This window comes from Kitasatospora sp. RG8 (assembly GCF_017813315.1).
Classification (GTDB): Bacteria; Actinomycetota; Actinomycetes; order Streptomycetales; family Streptomycetaceae; genus Kitasatospora.
Genome location: NZ_JAGIYX010000016.1, coordinates 153,533 through 169,348 on the forward strand (window position 1 = coordinate 153,533; position 15,816 = coordinate 169,348).

Annotated in this window: 13 protein-coding genes; 10 read left to right on the forward strand and 3 right to left on the reverse strand. The window is 73.6% G+C overall.

Going from position 1 to position 15,816, the window contains the following annotated elements; all coding sequences use genetic code 11:
• Positions 1-206: 206 nt before the first annotated feature.
• The 3 genes from groES to J5Y04_RS23670 all read left to right on the forward strand — a co-directional run bounded on the left by groES (position 207) and on the right by J5Y04_RS23670 (position 3,416).
• Complete coding sequence (gene groES, locus J5Y04_RS23660; protein ID WP_014136232.1) at positions 207-512, forward strand: co-chaperone GroES; 306 nt, start codon at positions 207-209, stop codon at positions 510-512.
• A gap of 134 nt (positions 513-646) precedes the next feature.
• Positions 647-2,275, forward strand: a complete 1,629-nt coding sequence (gene groL / locus J5Y04_RS23665; RefSeq protein ID WP_209414095.1) for a chaperonin GroEL — start codon at positions 647-649, stop codon at positions 2,273-2,275.
• Between the two features lie 133 nt (positions 2,276-2,408).
• Positions 2,409-3,416 carry a LysR family transcriptional regulator gene (locus tag J5Y04_RS23670; protein WP_209414096.1) on the forward strand — a complete coding sequence of 336 codons (1,008 nt, stop codon included), beginning with the start codon at positions 2,409-2,411 and terminating at the stop codon, positions 3,414-3,416.
• 105 nt (positions 3,417-3,521) lie between these two features.
• Here the strand turns inward: J5Y04_RS23670 and J5Y04_RS23675 are convergent, their stop codons facing one another.
• Positions 3,522-3,848 carry a WhiB family transcriptional regulator gene (locus J5Y04_RS23675; protein ID WP_148644417.1) on the reverse strand — a complete coding sequence of 109 codons (327 nt, stop codon included), beginning with the start codon at positions 3,846-3,848 and terminating at the stop codon, positions 3,522-3,524.
• A gap of 561 nt (positions 3,849-4,409) precedes the next feature.
• Here J5Y04_RS23675 and J5Y04_RS23680 point away from each other — a divergent pair.
• The 4 genes from J5Y04_RS23680 to J5Y04_RS23695 all read left to right on the forward strand — a co-directional run bounded on the left by J5Y04_RS23680 (position 4,410) and on the right by J5Y04_RS23695 (position 9,174).
• The gene (locus J5Y04_RS23680) at positions 4,410-5,021 is read left to right on the forward strand and encodes a response regulator transcription factor (protein WP_014136228.1); all 612 of its coding nucleotides are present in this window, start codon (positions 4,410-4,412) and stop codon (positions 5,019-5,021) included.
• Positions 5,022-5,521: 500 nt separating this feature from the next.
• On the forward strand, positions 5,522-6,121 hold the full coding sequence (shbA, locus tag J5Y04_RS23685) for an RNA polymerase sigma factor ShbA (RefSeq protein WP_148644972.1): 600 nt from the start codon (positions 5,522-5,524) through the stop codon (positions 6,119-6,121).
• Positions 6,122-6,381: 260 nt separating this feature from the next.
• The gene (gene guaB / locus J5Y04_RS23690) at positions 6,382-7,884 is read left to right on the forward strand and encodes an IMP dehydrogenase (RefSeq protein WP_148644418.1); all 1,503 of its coding nucleotides are present in this window, start codon (positions 6,382-6,384) and stop codon (positions 7,882-7,884) included.
• 162 nt (positions 7,885-8,046) lie between these two features.
• On the forward strand, positions 8,047-9,174 hold the full coding sequence (locus J5Y04_RS23695; RefSeq protein WP_148644419.1) for a GuaB3 family IMP dehydrogenase-related protein: 1,128 nt from the start codon (positions 8,047-8,049) through the stop codon (positions 9,172-9,174).
• 87 nt (positions 9,175-9,261) lie between these two features.
• On the opposite strand, the gene J5Y04_RS23700 is transcribed toward J5Y04_RS23695, so the two are convergent.
• Positions 9,262-9,825: a hypothetical protein gene (locus J5Y04_RS23700; RefSeq protein ID WP_209414097.1), complete on the reverse strand. Its 564-nt coding sequence runs from the start codon at positions 9,823-9,825 to the stop codon at positions 9,262-9,264.
• 252 nt (positions 9,826-10,077) lie between these two features.
• On the opposite strand from J5Y04_RS23700, the gene J5Y04_RS23705 reads away from it, so the two are divergent.
• Positions 10,078-12,090, forward strand: a complete 2,013-nt coding sequence (locus J5Y04_RS23705) for a serine/threonine-protein kinase (protein WP_209414098.1) — start codon at positions 10,078-10,080, stop codon at positions 12,088-12,090.
• A 15-nt stretch (positions 12,091-12,105) separates the two neighbouring features.
• Here the strand turns inward: J5Y04_RS23705 and J5Y04_RS23710 are convergent, their stop codons facing one another.
• Positions 12,106-12,651, reverse strand: a complete 546-nt coding sequence (locus tag J5Y04_RS23710; RefSeq protein ID WP_209414099.1) for an SHOCT domain-containing protein — start codon at positions 12,649-12,651, stop codon at positions 12,106-12,108.
• Between the two features lie 57 nt (positions 12,652-12,708).
• On the opposite strand from J5Y04_RS23710, the gene J5Y04_RS23715 reads away from it, so the two are divergent.
• Together J5Y04_RS23715 and J5Y04_RS23720 are read left to right on the forward strand one after the other, a co-directional pair.
• The gene (locus J5Y04_RS23715) at positions 12,709-13,803 is read left to right on the forward strand and encodes a hypothetical protein (RefSeq protein WP_209414100.1); all 1,095 of its coding nucleotides are present in this window, start codon (positions 12,709-12,711) and stop codon (positions 13,801-13,803) included.
• Positions 13,804-13,951: 148 nt separating this feature from the next.
• Positions 13,952-15,694, forward strand: coding sequence for a protein kinase (locus tag J5Y04_RS23720; RefSeq protein WP_307853261.1), 1,743 nt, complete (start codon positions 13,952-13,954; stop codon positions 15,692-15,694).
• Positions 15,695-15,816 lie beyond the last annotated feature (122 nt).

Below are 15,816 nucleotides of genomic sequence, written 5' to 3' on the forward strand. Positions count from 1 at the left end.
GCTACTCATCGCGCCGCCCGAAACGCACGGGCGCGCCGTTGGCACTCTGGTTGACTGAGTGCTAACCGCGGCCTATGGTCGTCCTTGGCACTCTCCACCAGGAGAGTGCTAACGCGAAGAAGCGTGTCTGACCCCCGCGACGGCAGATCCGCAGGTTCGCCAATACCCGTTAGACAACCCCGTAATCTCCGAAGGGGAGCTCGGACGTGACCACCAGCAGCAAGGTTGCCATCAAGCCGCTCGAGGACCGCATCGTGGTCCAGCCGCTCGACGCCGAGACCACCACGGCCTCCGGCCTGGTTATCCCGGACACCGCCAAGGAGAAGCCCCAGGAGGGCGTCGTCCTGGCCGTCGGCCCGGGCCGCTTCGAGGACGGCCAGCGTCTGCCGCTCGACGTCGCCGTCGGTGACATCGTCCTGTACTCGAAGTACGGCGGCACCGAGGTGAAGTACCAGGGCGAGGAGTACCTCGTCCTCTCGGCGCGCGACGTTCTCGCCATCATCGAGAAGTAAGCAGCACCGAGAAGTATCAGTCGTTCCAGCCCGCCCCGGATCCGTGTCCCAGTGACAGGGGCCCGGGGCGTGGTTGTTGGTTCACGTAGTCCGGCGGCCGGCGTGCCGTCCGCAGCCCCGAGGGAATAGGGAACATGGCGAAGATCCTGCAGTTCGACGAGGACGCCCGCCGCTCGCTGGAGCGCGGTGTCAACAAGCTGGCCGACACCGTCAAGGTGACCATCGGCCCCAAGGGCCGCAACGTCGTCATCGACAAGAAGTTCGGTGCGCCGACCATCACCAACGACGGTGTCACCATCGCGCGTGAGGTCGAGCTGGACGACCCGTACGAGAACCTTGGCGCGCAGCTCGTCAAGGAGGTCGCCACCAAGACCAACGACGTCGCGGGTGACGGCACCACCACCGCCACCGTGCTGGCCCAGGCCCTGGTCAACGAGGGTCTGCGCAACGTCGCCGCCGGCGCCGGCCCGGCCGCCCTGAAGAAGGGCATCGACAAGGCCGTCGCCGCGGTCTCCGAGCACCTGCTGTCCATCGCCCGCGAGATCGAGGGCAAGGACGACGTCGCCGCCGTCGCGTCCCTCTCCGCGCAGGACACCCAGGTCGGCGAGCTGATCGCCGAGGCGATCGACAAGGTCGGCAAGGACGGTGTCATCACCGTCGAGGAGTCCAACACCTTCGGCGTGGAGCTGGACTTCACCGAGGGCATGCAGTTCGACAAGGGCTACCTCTCGCCGTACTTCGTCACCGACGCCGAGCGTCAGGAGGCGGTCCTGGAGGACCCGTACATCCTGATCAACCAGGGCAAGATCTCCTCCATCCAGGAGCTGCTGCCGCTGCTGGAGAAGATCCTGCAGGGCGGTGCCTCGAAGCCGCTGCTGATCATCGCCGAGGACGTCGACGGCGAGGCGCTGTCCACCCTCGTGGTGAACAAGATCCGCGGCACCTTCAACGCGGTCGCCGTCAAGGCCCCGGGCTTCGGTGACCGCCGCAAGGCGATCCTGGGCGACCTGGCCACCCTGACCGGTGCCACCGTCATCTCCGAGGAGGTCGGCCTCAAGCTCGACCAGGCCGGTCTGGACGTGCTGGGCACCGCCCGCCGCGTGACGATCACCAAGGACGAGACCACCGTCGTCGACGGTGCCGGTGACGCCGAGGCCGTGGCCGGCCGCGTCGCCCAGATCAAGGGCGAGATCGCCAACACGGACTCCGACTGGGACCGCGAGAAGCTGCAGGAGCGCCTGGCCAAGCTGGCCGGCGGCGTCTGCGTCATCAAGGTCGGCGCCGCCACCGAGGTGGAGCTGAAGGAGCGCAAGCACCGCCTGGAGGACGCCATCTCGGCGACCCGTGCCGCGGTCGAGGAGGGCATCGTCGCCGGTGGTGGCGCCTCCCTCGTCCACGCCGCCAAGGTGCTGGAGGGCGGCCTGGGTCTGTCGGGTGACGAGGCGACCGGTGTCGCGGTCGTCCGCAAGGCGCTGGCCGAGCCGCTGCGCTGGATCGCCCAGAACGCCGGCCTGGAGGGCTACGTCATCACCCACAAGGTCGCCGAGCTGGAGGCCGGTCACGGCTTCAACGCGGCCACCGGTGAGTACGGCGACCTGCTGAAGGCCGGCGTCATCGACCCGGTCAAGGTGACCCGTTCCGCGCTGGAGAACGCCGCCTCGATCGCCTCCCTGCTGCTCACCACCGAGACCCTCGTGGTGGAGAAGAAGGAAGAGGAGGCCGACAACGGCCACTCGCACGGCGGTCACGGCCACTCCCACTGACGCCTGATCAGTGACCGGAGGCCCGGTCCCTGCTCCTCCGGGAGCCGGGCCGGGCCTCCGGCGTTGGGCGTGTTTCAGCGTTCAACTATCAGGAGAATTTTGCATATGGCAAAGCTTGGCTTATAACTAACACATGATCGAGGCCCGCCATCTGCGCGTCCTGCGTGCCGTCGCCCGCACCGGCTCCTTCTCCGCCGCCGCCCGCGAGCTGGGCTGTACGCAGCCCGCCATCAGCCAGCAGATGAAGGCCCTGGAGAAGTCCGTGGACACACCGCTGGTGGTCCGCTCCGGGCGCGGCATGCAGCTGAGCGAGGCCGGGCGGGTGCTGCTCAAGCATGCCACCGGAATCCTGGCCGGGCTCTCCGCCGCGGAGGAGGAGGTCGCGGCGATCGCCGGACTGCGGGCCGGGCGGGTGCGGCTGGTCTCCTTCCCGACCGCCAGCTCCACCCTGGTGCCGCCGGCCGTCGCCCGGCTGCGGGGCGGCCATCCGGGGGTCCGCGTGTCGCTGGTCGAGGCGGAGCCGCCGGAGTCGCTGGCGATGCTGCGCGGCGGCGAGTGCGAGGTCGCGCTGGCCTTCCGCTACCCGCAGGCCCCCGGCGGCGCCCCGGCGCCGGCCGCCGTCCCCGCGCACGGCACGCCGCGCGAGGCGCGGGCCGAGGCCAACCTGGAGGCCCAGCAGCTCAGTGCGGGGACCGACTGGTCCGACCTGGTGGTCACCCCGCTGCTGGACGACCCGCTGGTCGGACTGCTGCCCGCCGCGCACCCGCTGGCCGGGCGGGGCGACGGGCCGGTGGAGCTGGCCGAGCTGGCCGGGGAGCAGTGGATCGCCGGCTGCCCGCAGTGCCGGGGACACCTGGTGGAGCTCTGTGCGGGGGCGGGCTTCGAGCCCCGGATCGACTTCGCGACCGACGACTACCCGGCGGTGGTCGGCCTGGTGGCGGCCGGGCTCGGGGTTGCGGTGCTGCCGGGGCTGGCGCTGGAGTCGGTGCGCCCTGACGGCGTGTCGGCGGTGCCGGTGCGGACCGCCTCGGGGGCGCCCGCGGTGCGGCAGGTGGTCGCCCTGACCCTGCCGGACCTCGCCGAGGTGCCGGCCGTGGCGCTGATGCTGGAGCGGCTGGTGGGCGCGGCCGCCGGGCGCTGACCCCGGCTCATGCGGCCGTACGCGTCTCCCGGCGCGGAGCGGCCGCCCGGGCGGCGTGAAGCGCCGCGAAGAAACGTTTCTCCACGGCGCGTCGCGGGCGAGCGTCTAGCGCTGCAGCCCCGTCGGCGCGGCCAGCGGCACCTCCACCAGACGGTTGCGCGAGCGTCCCATCATCTCCTCGCGCTCGTCCTCGGTCAGGCCTCCCCAGACGCCGTACGGCTCCCGGACCGCCAGCGCGTGCGCCGCGCACTCGGTGCGTACCGGGCAGCGCATGCAGACCTCCTTGGCGCTGGCCTCGCGCGAACTGCGTGCGGCGCCGCGCTCGCCCTCGGGGTGGAAGAAGAGCGAGCTGTCCACGCCGCGGCAGGCCGCGGAGAGCTGCCAGTCCCAGAGATCGGCGTTGGGGCCGGGGAGGCGGGAGAAATCTGCCATGGCTCATTCCCTTCAGAGGCTCGTCGGCCACGGGCCGGTCACCGGCGGGCTCGGGCGGTGCGGCACGGCGAGGCTTCGATGCGCTGGTGTGGACACCTGGAAATATGACTTACGGCAACTCCATGGACAAGTCACCCACAGAGTGGCACAACAGTCAATGACCATACAAAAGCTATAAAAACGGGCAAAGTGGGCATGGACTTCGGCGGGCGCGGCCGTGGCAATCGGGTGGCCGACGGGCGCACGACACCGGGCACCGGTGTGCGGGTCGTACGCCGACCGCGCGCGAGCTGCACAAAAGTGCGGCGTGTGCACCGCGATGCGGCTGATCGGTAACGGGTTGGCCACGTACAGTGGTGGAGATGGCCCTGAAAGCCGTAACTCATTCGAGTGACGGTCGTTGGAAGTGCGGAGGCGGTTAGCGGGCGCCGGACGTCGGGAACGATCGCGGGGAAGTTCAGGCGATCGGCACGTAGTCCGTCGCCAATCGGCCGTGTCGGAGAGATTCGTACCAGCCAGGAGGCTCAACGTGACGCGGATCAGCTGCGGAGGACGACGGTCATGACTTCCGTTCTCGTTTGCGACGATTCCCCGCTCGCCCGCGAGGCGCTTCGCCGCGCGGTCGCGACCGTACCCGGTGTCGACCGGGTCACCACCGCGACGAACGGGGAGGAGGTCCTCCGCCGCTGGGTGGCCGACCGCTCCGATCTCGTTCTGATGGACGTCCGGATGCCCGGCCTCGGCGGGGTCGAGACGGTGCGGCGGCTGCTGTCCGCCGACCCGGGCGCGCGGATCATCATGCTCACCGTCGCCGAGGACCTCGACGGCGTCGCCCTCGCGGTGGCCGCCGGCGCCCGCGGCTACCTGCACAAGGACGCCTCGCGCGCCGAGCTGCGGGCCACCGTCACCCAGGCCCTCGCCGACCCGACCTGGCGGCTCGCCCCGCGCCGGCTGCGCAGCCCCGACATGGGTGCCGCGCCGACGCTGACGGCGCGTGAGATCCAGGTACTGGAGGGCATGAGCCACGGCCGCAGCAACGCCGAGATCGGCCGTGAGCTGTTCCTCTCCGAGGACACCGTGAAGACCCACGCCCGGCGGCTGTTCAAGAAGCTCGGCGCCTCGGACCGCGCGCACGCGGTGGCCCTGGGCTTCCGCTGGGGCCTGGTCCGCTGACCACGGGCGGCGCCGCCGGGCGCGGCGCGCTGCTGGAGGTTCCTCCCGCCGGGGCGTGTGACGTTACGGTCCCGAGGTTGCACCATGGAGTAGTGGAGCACCTCGGGGACCAGCGGACAGGCGCTGCGGCGGACCACGCGGCCGCAGGACACTCGGCGGACGGCGCGACGGACGGGACCGCCGACGGCGGCGGGGCGGGAGGCACGGTGCAGGAGGGGCCGGTGGTGCGCGGTGGCGCGGTGCCCGGTGCCGCACCGCATAACGTTCCGGTGCACAACTCCGGACGCGGTGCCGCGTTTTCCCGTTCGACCAGGCACCATGGACCGATGCGTGACGACGTTGCCGGTGCTGCCGGCGAGGCGGACCCGGTGGAGGCCGAGCCCTCCGGCCCGGGCGGCGCTCCGTCGTACGCGGATTCCGGCGACTGCGAGCCGGGCCACGGGACCGACCACGGCGCCGGCGAGGACGTGACCGTCGGCGGGGCGGGTGTCGGGAGCGGGATCGGCCGGGCGCCGGTCCTCGGTACCGGCGGCTCCCCCCTGGTCGGTGAGCTGGTCGCGGCGGCCGTCCGCGGCGAGGGCCCGGCGATCGACGCGCTGCTCGCCTACGTCCACCCGCTGGCACTGCGCTACTGCCGCGGCCGGCTGGTGCGGCTGCCCGGCGGGGCCCGCCACCACGTGGACGACGTCGCCCAGGAGGTCTGCGTGGCGGTGCTCTGCGCGCTGCCCCGCTACCGGGACCAGGGCCGGCCGTTCGAGGCCTTCGTCTACGGCATCGCGGCCCACAAGATCGCCGACCTCCAGCGGGCCGCGATGCGCGGGCCCGGCTCGACCGTCGTCCCGCAGGACGACCTGCCGGAGGTGCCGGACGAGGCGCTCGGCCCGGAGGAGCGGGCGCTGCTCAGCAGCGACGCGGCCTGGGCCAAGGAGCTGCTCTCCAACCTGCCGGCCCGTCAGCGCGAGCTGGTGCTGCTGCGGGTGGCCGCCGGGCTGTCGGCGGAGGAGACCGGCGAGGTGCTCGGAATGTCGCCCGGCGCCGTCCGGGTCGCCCAGCACCGGGCGCTCAGCCGACTGAGGGCGCTCGCGGAGGAGTCCTCCTGAATCCGGCGCCCGGCCGGCCCGCCGGAATGGTCCACGGGCGCCGGGTGTTGTCAAGGGCACACGAGTCCACATTCGCGGTGCCAGTACCATGGGGTATCGGCGCCTGGGCGGGTTGCCAAAGTTTCGCGGGTGCGAGCGGGGTTCCCCTGGAGGTTCCTCCGAAGACACCGAGCTTTCGGCGGCCTGAGCGAGTGAGCGATGACAGCGCCCCCACCCTCAGGGCGCGAGCGGAATAGGCCGGCCACGGAAGGTACCCCCAAATGTCCTACAACGCCGCAGGCGTACCCGAGAAGTTCGCGATGCTCGGGCTCACGTACGACGACGTGCTGCTGCTGCCCGGGGCCTCCGAGGTGCTGCCGAACCAGGTCGACACCTCCTCGCGGGTCTCCCGGAACGTGCGCGTCAACATCCCGCTGCTCTCCGCGGCGATGGACAAGGTCACCGAGGCGCGGATGGCGATCGCGATGGCCCGCCAGGGCGGCGTCGGCGTGCTGCACCGCAACCTGTCCGTCGAGGACCAGGCCAACCAGGTCGACCTGGTGAAGCGCTCCGAGTCCGGCATGGTCACCGACCCGATCACCGTCGGCCCGGAGACCACCCTGGCCGAGGCCGACGCGCTCTGCGCCAAGTTCCGCATCAGCGGCGTGCCGATCGCGGACGAGGCGGGCAAGCTGCTCGGCATCGTCACCAACCGCGACATGGCCTTCGAGTCGGACCGCAGCCGCCAGGTCCGCGAGATCATGACCCCGATGCCGCTGATCACCGGCAAGGTCGGCATCTCCGGCGAGGACGCGATCGGCCTGCTCCGCCGCCACAAGATCGAGAAGCTCCCGCTGGTCGACGACGAGGGCCGGATCAAGGGCCTGATCACCGTCAAGGACTTCGTCAAGGCCGAGAAGTACCCGAACGCCGCCAAGGACGCCGAGGGCCGTCTGCTGGTCGGTGCCGCCGTGGGCGCCAGCGCCGAGGCGTTCGACCGGGCCCAGGCCCTGGTCGAGGCGGGCGTCGACTTCCTGGTCGTGGACACCTCGCACGGCCACAGCCACAACGCCCTGGCCTGGATCGCCAAGATCAAGGCCGCCGTCGGCGTCGACGTGGTCGGCGGCAACGTCGCCACCCGCGACGGTGCCCAGGCGCTGATCGACGCCGGCGTGGACGGCGTCAAGGTCGGCGTCGGCCCCGGCTCGATCTGCACCACCCGCGTGGTCGCCGGCATCGGCGTCCCGCAGGTCACCGCGATCTACGAGGCCGCGCTCGCCTGCCAGGCGGCCGGCGTGCCGGTCATCGGCGACGGCGGCCTGCAGTACTCGGGCGACATCGGCAAGGCACTCGCCGCCGGTGCCGACACCGTGATGCTGGGCTCGCTGCTGGCCGGCTGCGAGGAGTCGCCCGGTGAGCTGCTGTTCATCAACGGCAAGCAGTTCAAGTCCTACCGCGGCATGGGTTCGCTGGGTGCGATGCAGTCGCGCGGGCAGGCGAAGTCCTTCTCCAAGGACCGGTACTTCCAGGGCGAGGTCACGTCGGACGAGAAGCTGATCGCCGAGGGCATCGAGGGCCAGGTCCCCTACCGCGGCCCGCTCTCCGCGGTGCTGTACCAGCTGGTCGGCGGTCTGCGGCAGACCATGGGCTACGTCGGCGCGGCCACCGTGGCCGAGATGGAGAGCAAGGGCCGGTTCGTCCGGATCACCTCGGCGGGCCTCAAGGAGAGCCACCCGCACGACATCCAGATGACCGTCGAGGCGCCGAACTACACGAGCCGCTGACGCGCTGAACGCCGAGGGGCCCGTCGCTTCCGCAGCGACGGGCCCCTTCCGCGTGTCCGGGGGGCGGGCCGTCGCGGCGCGCCGACGGGCCGGTGCGGGATACTGGGGGCGGCCGGGGTGACCCGGCGGGCATGAGCAACAAACCAGAAGGGCTCGAACGAAGTGACTGAGATCGAGATCGGGCGAGGCAAGCGCGGCCGCCGGGCGTACGCATTCGACGACATCGCCGTCGTCCCCAGCCGGCGTACGCGTGACCCGAAGGAGGTCTCGATCGCCTGGCAGATCGACGCCTACCGTTTCGAGCTGCCGTTCCTGGCCGCCCCCATGGACAGCGTGGTCTCCCCGCAGCAGGCGATCACGATCGGCCGCCTCGGCGGCCTGGGCGTGCTCAACCTGGAGGGCCTCTGGACCCGCTACGAGGACCCGCAGCCGCTGCTGGACGAGATCGCCGCGCTGGAGGACGAGGCCGCCGCGACCCGCCGCCTGCAGGAGATCTACGCCGCCCCGATCCGGGCCGAGCTGATCAAGCAGCGGATCCAGGAGGTCCGCGACTCCGGCGTGGTCACCGCCGCCGCGCTCTCCCCGCAGCGCACCGCCGAGTTCTCCAAGGCCGTCGTGGACGCCGGCGTCGACGTCTTCGTCATCCGCGGCACCACCGTCTCCGCCGAGCACGTCTCCGGCGCCGCCGAGCCGCTCAACCTCAAGCAGTTCATCTACGAGCTGGACGTCCCGGTCATCGTCGGCGGCTGCGCCACCTACACCGCCGCGCTGCACCTGATGCGCACCGGCGCGGCCGGTGTCCTGGTCGGCTTCGGCGGCGGCGCCGCCCACACCACCCGCAACGTCCTCGGCATCCAGGTGCCGATGGCCACCGCCGTCGCCGACGTGGCCGCCGCCCGCCGCGACTACATGGACGAGTCCGGCGGCCGCTACGTGCACGTGATCGCGGACGGCGGCGTCGGCTACAGCGGCGACATCCCGAAGGCCGTCGCCTGCGGCGCCGACGCGGTGATGATCGGTGCCGCACTGGCCCGTGCCACCGACGCGCCGGGCCGGGGCTTCCACTGGGGCATGGAGGCCGTGCACGAGGAGCTGCCGCGCGGCAAGCGGGTGGACCTCGGCACCGTCGGCACCACCGAGGAGATCCTCACCGGCCCGTCGCACACCCCCGACGGCACCATGAACCTGTTCGGCGCGCTGCGCCGCGCGATGGCCACCACCGGCTACACGGAGCTCAAGGAGTTCCAGCGGGTCGAGGTCACGGTCAACCCGGCGCTCAACCACCGCTGAGCAGCCGTGCTGTGACGGAACGGGGCCCCGCCGGATCGCGTCCGGCGGGGCCCCGTCGCGTCCGGGCCGGCCCCGGCCGGGGCCGCCCTAGCTCGGGGTGGCCGTCCGCCGGGTGAGCAGGAAGCCGCCGATCACGGCGATGCCGTAGAAGACGAGGTCCAGCGGGTGCCGGTCGGCGCGCCAGAGCCGTAGGGCGTCGCCGAGCAGTTCGCCGTACGGGGTGCCCGCCAGGTGGTGCAGGCGCAGCGTCCGGCCGAGCAGCTGGCCGAGGAAGAGCGCGCCGGCCGCCAGCAGCGCGCCGAGCGGCGGCAGCACGTGGCTGCGGCCGCCGAGCCGGCCGAGCGGCCAGGCGACGGCGGCGGCCAGGGCGATGGCGAGCCAGCCGATGCCGCCCTCGACCCGGGCCACGGCGGCGCCGTAGGCGAGCGCGCCGGCCAGCATCGCGGCGACGGCGGCCACGACGGCCGGACCGGTCCGCCGTCGGCGCGAGGGCGCGTCGGCGGGCGCGGGCCGGTAGCCGGTCACCGGGGCGCCGGGCATGCCGGGGGCGACGTAGCCCTCGGGGATCTCCGGCTCGGGCGCGACGGAGAAGTGCTGGGCGGTTCGTGGACGTCCCGACTGGCCGTCAGCGCCGGGTGCGGGTGCGGTCATGGGCGTCGAATCCCCCCGGAAAGACTGTGAGCGGCCGAACGTTAGCAGCGCCCCGGGCCGGTCGGACAGCGTTTTCGATCACAGATCGGGCACGGAGCGCCGTGTTCGGCCGGGCCCGGACACGCGTGGCCGGGGGCCGGGTGGTCGCGGGCCCCCGGGACAGGGGATGATGGAGGCTTGGCGTTCGGGCCCGGCGTCGGGCCGACGCGCTGTCACCTCGACCGGCCAGCACCACATGGGGGAACGTTCCGAATGACCGAGGCGCAGGGTTCCACCGGCCGCCTTCTGGCCGGACGCTACCGGCTGGACGCGGTGCTCGGGCGCGGCGGCATGGGCACCGTCTGGCGCGCCCATGACGAGATGCTGGGCCGGATCGTCGCGGTCAAGGAACTGCGGATGCACGGCAGCGTCGACGAGGACGAGAAGCACCGGCTGATCGTCCGCACGCTGCGCGAGGCCAAGGCGACGGCCCGGATCCGGCACAACTCGGCGGTCACCGTCTTCGACGTGGTCGAGGAGGACGACCGGCCGTGGATCGTCATGGAGCTGGTCGAGTCCCGCTCGCTGGCGGACGTGATCAAGGAGGACGGGCCGCTCGCGCCCGCCCGGGCCGCCGAGATCGCGCTCGACGTGCTGGGCGTGCTGGTCGCCGCGCACGCGCTCGGCATCCTGCACCGCGACGTGAAGCCGTCCAACGTGCTGATCGGCGAGGACGGCCGGGTCGTGCTCACCGACTTCGGCATCGCCAGCGTGGAGGGGGACGCCTCGGTGACCTCCACCGGGATGCTGGTCGGCGCGCCCTCGTACATATCCCCGGAGCGGGCCCGCGGGCAGAAGCCCGGTCCGCCGGCCGACCTCTGGTCGCTGGGCGGCACGCTGTACGCGATGGTCGAGGGCCGGCCGCCGTACGACCGGGGCTCGGCGCTGGCCACCCTGACGGCGGTGATGACCGAGGAGCTCGGCGCGCCGCTGAACGCCGGGCCGCTGCGGCCGGTGATCGAGGGGCTGCTGGAGAAGGACCCGGTCGAGCGGCTGGACGCCTCGCAGACCCGGTCGATGCTGAAGCGGGTGGTGGCCGAGGCCACCGCGCGGGCGGAGTCGACCACCGAGCACGCGATGCCGGTGAAGCCGGCGGCGCAGGACAAGGGCGCGCCGGAGACCGGGGACGGGGCCGCCGTGGCGGCGGAGAAGCCGGCCGCCGCGAAGCCCGCCGTGAAGCGGCCGGTCGGCGGGCTGCTCGGTACCGTCCGGGTCGGCAGCCGGGCCAAGGACGCCGAGGCCGCCGGGGAGGCCGGGGAAACCGGCGCCACCGCGGCCACCGGTGACGAGAAGGGCGGTGCCGGGACTGCGGAGAAGCCCGCGGCCGGCGCGCCGGCGACCGAGCCGATCCGGCCGGTCACCAGCGAGTGGACCCTGGGCGCGACCCAGGCGGCCGGGGCCGACCCGCGCACGGGCCGGCGGCGGCTGGCCGTGGTCACCGTGGTGCTGGTCCTGGTGCTGATCGCCGGGGTGGTCGCGGTGCTCCAGGCCGTCGGCGGCTCGGACGACCGGTCGACCAAGGGCGCGGGCGGCACCGCCCCGGCGGTGGCGGTCACCACGTCCCCGACGGACAAGCCCACCTCGGCCACCTCGCCCTCGTCGGCCACCTCGCCCACGTCCGCCTCGTCGGCCGCCACGGCGCCGGCGGGCGGCCCGGCGAGTCAGGCGGCGTCCGGCACCCCGGCGGCGTCCACCGGGGCGCCGGCCCCGGTGCAGACCTCCGCCGCACCGGGCACCCCGTCGGCCGCCCCGCCGTCCCCCACCGCAGCGGCCGGCCCGGCCGTGCCCGCCGGCCACCACGAGTACAAGGACCCGTCCGGCTTCTCGGTCGTGCTGCCGGACTGGCTCCAGCCGGCCGGCTCGGAGGCGACCCGCCGGACGTTCAAGGGCAACGGCAGCACCCTGAAGATCGAATGGACCACCACCCCCGGCGCGAGCGCCGTCGCCGACTGGCAGGAGTCCGAGCCCGGGCTGCGCGGCCAGGTCTCCAACTACCAGCGGGTCCAGCTCCAGACCGTCGCCTACCGCGAGTGGACCAACGCCGCCGACTGGGAGTGGACCAACGGCAACCCCCGGATGCACTCGCTCAACCGGGGTTTCGTCACCGGCACGCCCGCCAAGTACGGCTACGCGATCTACTGGACCACCCCGGACGCGGACTGGAACGCGCCGGCGAACACCCAGGCCCGTCAGGTCGCCTTCGACTCCTTCCAGCCCGCGCCGTAGCCGCTCGCGGCCGGCTCAGCCGATCAGGCGCTGCTTGGCGCGGCTGAACTCCTCGGCGGTGAGCGCCCCGGCGGTGTGGAGGGCGGCGAGGCGCTCCAGCTGGTCCAGCAGCTCGGCGGCGGGTGCGGCGGGTGCGGCGGGTGCGGCGGCCGGCGCGGCGGGCAGCTCCTGTGCGGCGGTCCGGGCCAGCCGGGCGGCGGCCTTGAGCTGCTCGGCGAACACCTCGGCCTTGACCACGTCCTCGAACCGGTGCGAGCCGGTCAGGGCGACCACCAGCAGCACCTCGCCGTTGAGCCGGGACCTGCTGACGGTCGCGTCGGTCACCGCGGAGAGCGGAACCGGGACGGGCGGCTTCCCGTCCTTCAGGAAGAGCAGCCGGTGCGTGGTGAGGACCAGTACGCCCTTGCGGAAATGGTCGGGGTGGCGCCCCGCGGTGGAGGCGACCGGCCTCTCGTCGGGCGCCACGTTCGCCTCCACGGTGCGCAGGGCCGCGGCCCGGGTGTCACTGTTGCTGTTGCCGGCCACGTCGAAGGCCGCGTCGATCAGATCGGTCCAGTCCATGTGATCGAGCGTAGACCGGCGGCCAACTAGGCTGGGGCGCGAGCGAGAGGAACACGCATGCGAGCGGGTCCGGTTCAGGTGCTGGCGGGGCGTTACCGGCTGACGGACCGTCCGGAGGAGCTGCGCGCCTTCGCGGTGGACGAGGTGACCGGGGGCGCGGTCCTGCTGCGCGGCCTGGAGCTGCCGGCGGTGCTGACGGGCGGTCACGATCCGGACGAGGTGGTGCCGGAGCAGGGCGAGCGGCTGGTCCGCCGGGTGGCGGCGGCCGGTTCGACGGCGCCCACGCACCCCAGGCTGCTGCAGGGGGCCGGGGCGTTCGTCGAGGGCGAGCTGCTCTGGACGGTCGAGGAGCGGCCGGCCGGGGTGTCGCTGGCCGACCTGCTCGCGGCCGGGCCGGTTCCGCCGTACCGGGCGGCCGAGTTGGCGGCCGACCTGGCCGGCGCGCTGCGGGCGCTGCACGAGGCGGGGCTCGCGCACGGCAATGTGACCGCCGAGTCGGTGCTGGTCTGCGAGGACGGCGCGGCGCTGCTGGGCGGCCTGCTGCCCGGGGTGGCCGAGGAGGCGCTGGCCGAGGAGCTGGGCGGGCCCGGCGGGCGCCGCCGCTACGACGTGCGGGCCACGCTGGTCGGCCCGGTGGCGGAGCGCTGGCCGCTGGACGGCGGCCCGGCGGGCGACTGCTGGGCGCTGGGCGTGCTGGTGCAGCGGCTGGTGACCGGCCGTTCGCCGTTCCCGGACCGCGGCGTGCCGGAGCTGGTCACGGCGGTGCGGGACGGCCGGCGGGAGCCGTCGTCGGTGTGCGGGCCGCTGGCGCCGGTGGTGGAGCGGCTGCTCCAGCCCGACCCGACGCTGCGGCCGACCGCGGTGGGCGTCCGGCAGGAGCTGGCGGACCTGCTGGCGGGTGCGCCGGAGCCGGCCGACGAGGAGCGGGCGGCGCGGGCCCTCGCGCTGCGGCCGGACGGCCCGCTGGTGCCGTTGACGCCGCGGCGGCGCGGCCGGGGCGGGCCGCCCGTGGAGCCGGTGACGGCGGAGGCGGGGCCGGAGCCGGGCCGGCGGCCGTTGATACCGCCGGCGCTGCTCGGACCGGTACTGGTGGGCGGGGTCTTCCTGCTGCTGTTGCTCGGGGTGGCGGCCGTCGTCGTGTTCGCGGGCTGATGTTCGCAGGCTGACGGTGTCCGCCGGGCCCGTGTGGACGACCGGGTGGGCGGGGGAGATTACCGGGGTGCGGCCGGTGCGCCTAATGTGTGCGTCAGATCTGTTCGATAAGTGGTCTGCACGGGCCCTCCCGTCGAGGTGACGGCAGGTGGAAGAGGGGGAGCGGTCGCCGATGGGCGTGCAGGACCGGCCGGAGGCGGCCGAGGCGGAGCGGCTGCTGGCCGGACGCTACGAGCTGGGCGACCGGCTGGGCCGCGGCGGCATGGGCACGGTCTGGCGGGCCTGGGACCGGATGCTGGACCGCGAGGTCGCGGTCAAGGAGCTGACCGTCAGCCACCTCCCGGAGGAGGAGCTGCAGATCCTGCACGCCCGGATGAAACGGGAGGCCAGCGCGGCCGCCCGGATCAAGCACCCCGGCGTGATCACCGTGCACGACGTCCTGGAGCAGGACGGCCGGCCGTGGATCGTGATGGAGCTGGTCGACGGCCGGTCGCTGGCCGACGTGATCAGCCAGGACGGCACGCTCCAGCCGCGCGCCGCCGCCGAGGTGGGCGGCCAGGTGCTGGCCGCGCTGCACCGGGGCCACCAGCTGGGCGTGCTGCACCGGGACGTGAAGCCGGCCAACGTGCTGCTGGAGCGCGGCACCGGGCGGGTGGTGCTGCTGGACTTCGGCATCGCGACGTACGAGGGCTCGACCGAGCTGACCCGGCCGGGCGACCTGGTCGGCTCGCCGGACTACCTGGCGCCGGAGCGCGCCCAGGGCGACCGCCCCGGCCCGGCCTCCGACCTGTGGGGCCTCGGGGCGACGCTGTACGCGGCGGTCGAGGGCGAGTCGCCGTTCCGCCGGACGTCGCCGCTGACCACGCTGGCCGCGGTGGTCGGTGATCCCCTGCCGGAGCCGCGCCGGGCCGGGGCACTAGGGCCGGTACTGGCCGCGCTGATGGCCAAGGACCCGGCCGACCGGCCCTCCGCGGACGAGGCGGCCCGGATGCTGGCCGAGGTGCAGGCCGGGCACACCATGGGCTTCAAGCCCGTCGCACCGGTCAAGACGCCGACCCAGTCGGTGCCGGTGGTGGACCGGACCGAGGAGCCGTCCGTACCGGCGCCCGCCGCCGAACCCGAGACCACGGCCGGTCAGCCCACGCCGCCGGCCACCGTCACGGACACCGCGCCCGCCGCCGCGGGACCCGGCGCGTCCCCCTCCGTTGGGGCGCCCACCGGGCCGACCACGCCGGTGGTGCACCCCGTCGCGCCCGCGCGCCGGCCGACCGGACGCCGCAACGCGCTGCGGCTCGCCGCGATCGGGCTGACCGTCGCCGTAGCGGCCGCAGGGGTGACCCTCCTGGCCACCCGGCACACCGACACCCCGGTCGCCGACCCGTCCCCGACCGTCACCGGCGTGCCGCAGCCCACCGGGTCCGGCGAACCCGATCCCGCGCCCACGGGCTTCCGCTGGGTGGACGACCCGGCGGGCTTCCGCTTCCCGCTGCCGGTGGCCACCCCGCCCTGGCAGCGCAGCACCGACACCGCCAACCAGATCTTCTACAGCCCGGACAACAAGTCGCACTACCTCCAGTTCGCCGTCACCGTCGGCCAGTCGGTCAAGCCGCTGGAGCACATGCGGCAGATGGAGAGCACCGTCTCCAAGCTGAAGGAGTACCGCCAGCACAAGCTGACCAGCGTCGCGGTGAACGGCCACGACGCGGCGGTCTGGGAGTTCAGCTACGCGGCCAAGGAGGGCGGCCGTCGGCGGGCGATCGAGGCGGAGTTCATCGACGACGACGGGACCGGCTACGCCGTCTACCTGTCCTGCCCCGACACGGACAAGGACTGGCCGGAGGGCGAGCGGCGGTTCACCACGGTGCTCAACCACTTCACCCCGACCCGCTGACCCGCTGACCCGCCGGGCTCCCGAGCGGCCGGGCCCGGCCGGCCCGGCGGCCCGACAGCCCCGCGGCGCGGGCAGTTTCTTGTTACCCACGGGTACCGAACCGGCCGCCGAGCGCCTAGGCT

Excerpts from the sequence above, each read along its gene's own strand:
- J5Y04_RS23680 (WP_014136228.1), top strand. The coding sequence starts at position 4,410 with ATGACTTCCGTTCTCGTTTGCGACGATTCCCCGCTCGCCCGCGAGGCG.
- groL (WP_209414095.1), top strand. The coding sequence starts at position 647 with ATGGCGAAGATCCTGCAGTTCGACGAGGACGCCCGCCGCTCGCTGGAG.
- guaB (WP_148644418.1), top strand. The coding sequence starts at position 6,382 with ATGTCCTACAACGCCGCAGGCGTACCCGAGAAGTTCGCGATGCTCGGG.
- J5Y04_RS23675 (WP_148644417.1), bottom strand. The coding sequence starts at position 3,848 with ATGGCAGATTTCTCCCGCCTCCCCGGCCCCAACGCCGATCTCTGGGAC.
- J5Y04_RS23715 (WP_209414100.1), top strand. The coding sequence starts at position 12,709 with ATGCGAGCGGGTCCGGTTCAGGTGCTGGCGGGGCGTTACCGGCTGACG.
- J5Y04_RS23670 (WP_209414096.1), top strand. The coding sequence starts at position 2,409 with ATGATCGAGGCCCGCCATCTGCGCGTCCTGCGTGCCGTCGCCCGCACC.
- J5Y04_RS23710 (WP_209414099.1), bottom strand. The coding sequence starts at position 12,651 with ATGGACTGGACCGATCTGATCGACGCGGCCTTCGACGTGGCCGGCAAC.
- J5Y04_RS23700 (WP_209414097.1), bottom strand. The coding sequence starts at position 9,825 with ATGACCGCACCCGCACCCGGCGCTGACGGCCAGTCGGGACGTCCACGA.
- J5Y04_RS23705 (WP_209414098.1), top strand. The coding sequence starts at position 10,078 with ATGACCGAGGCGCAGGGTTCCACCGGCCGCCTTCTGGCCGGACGCTAC.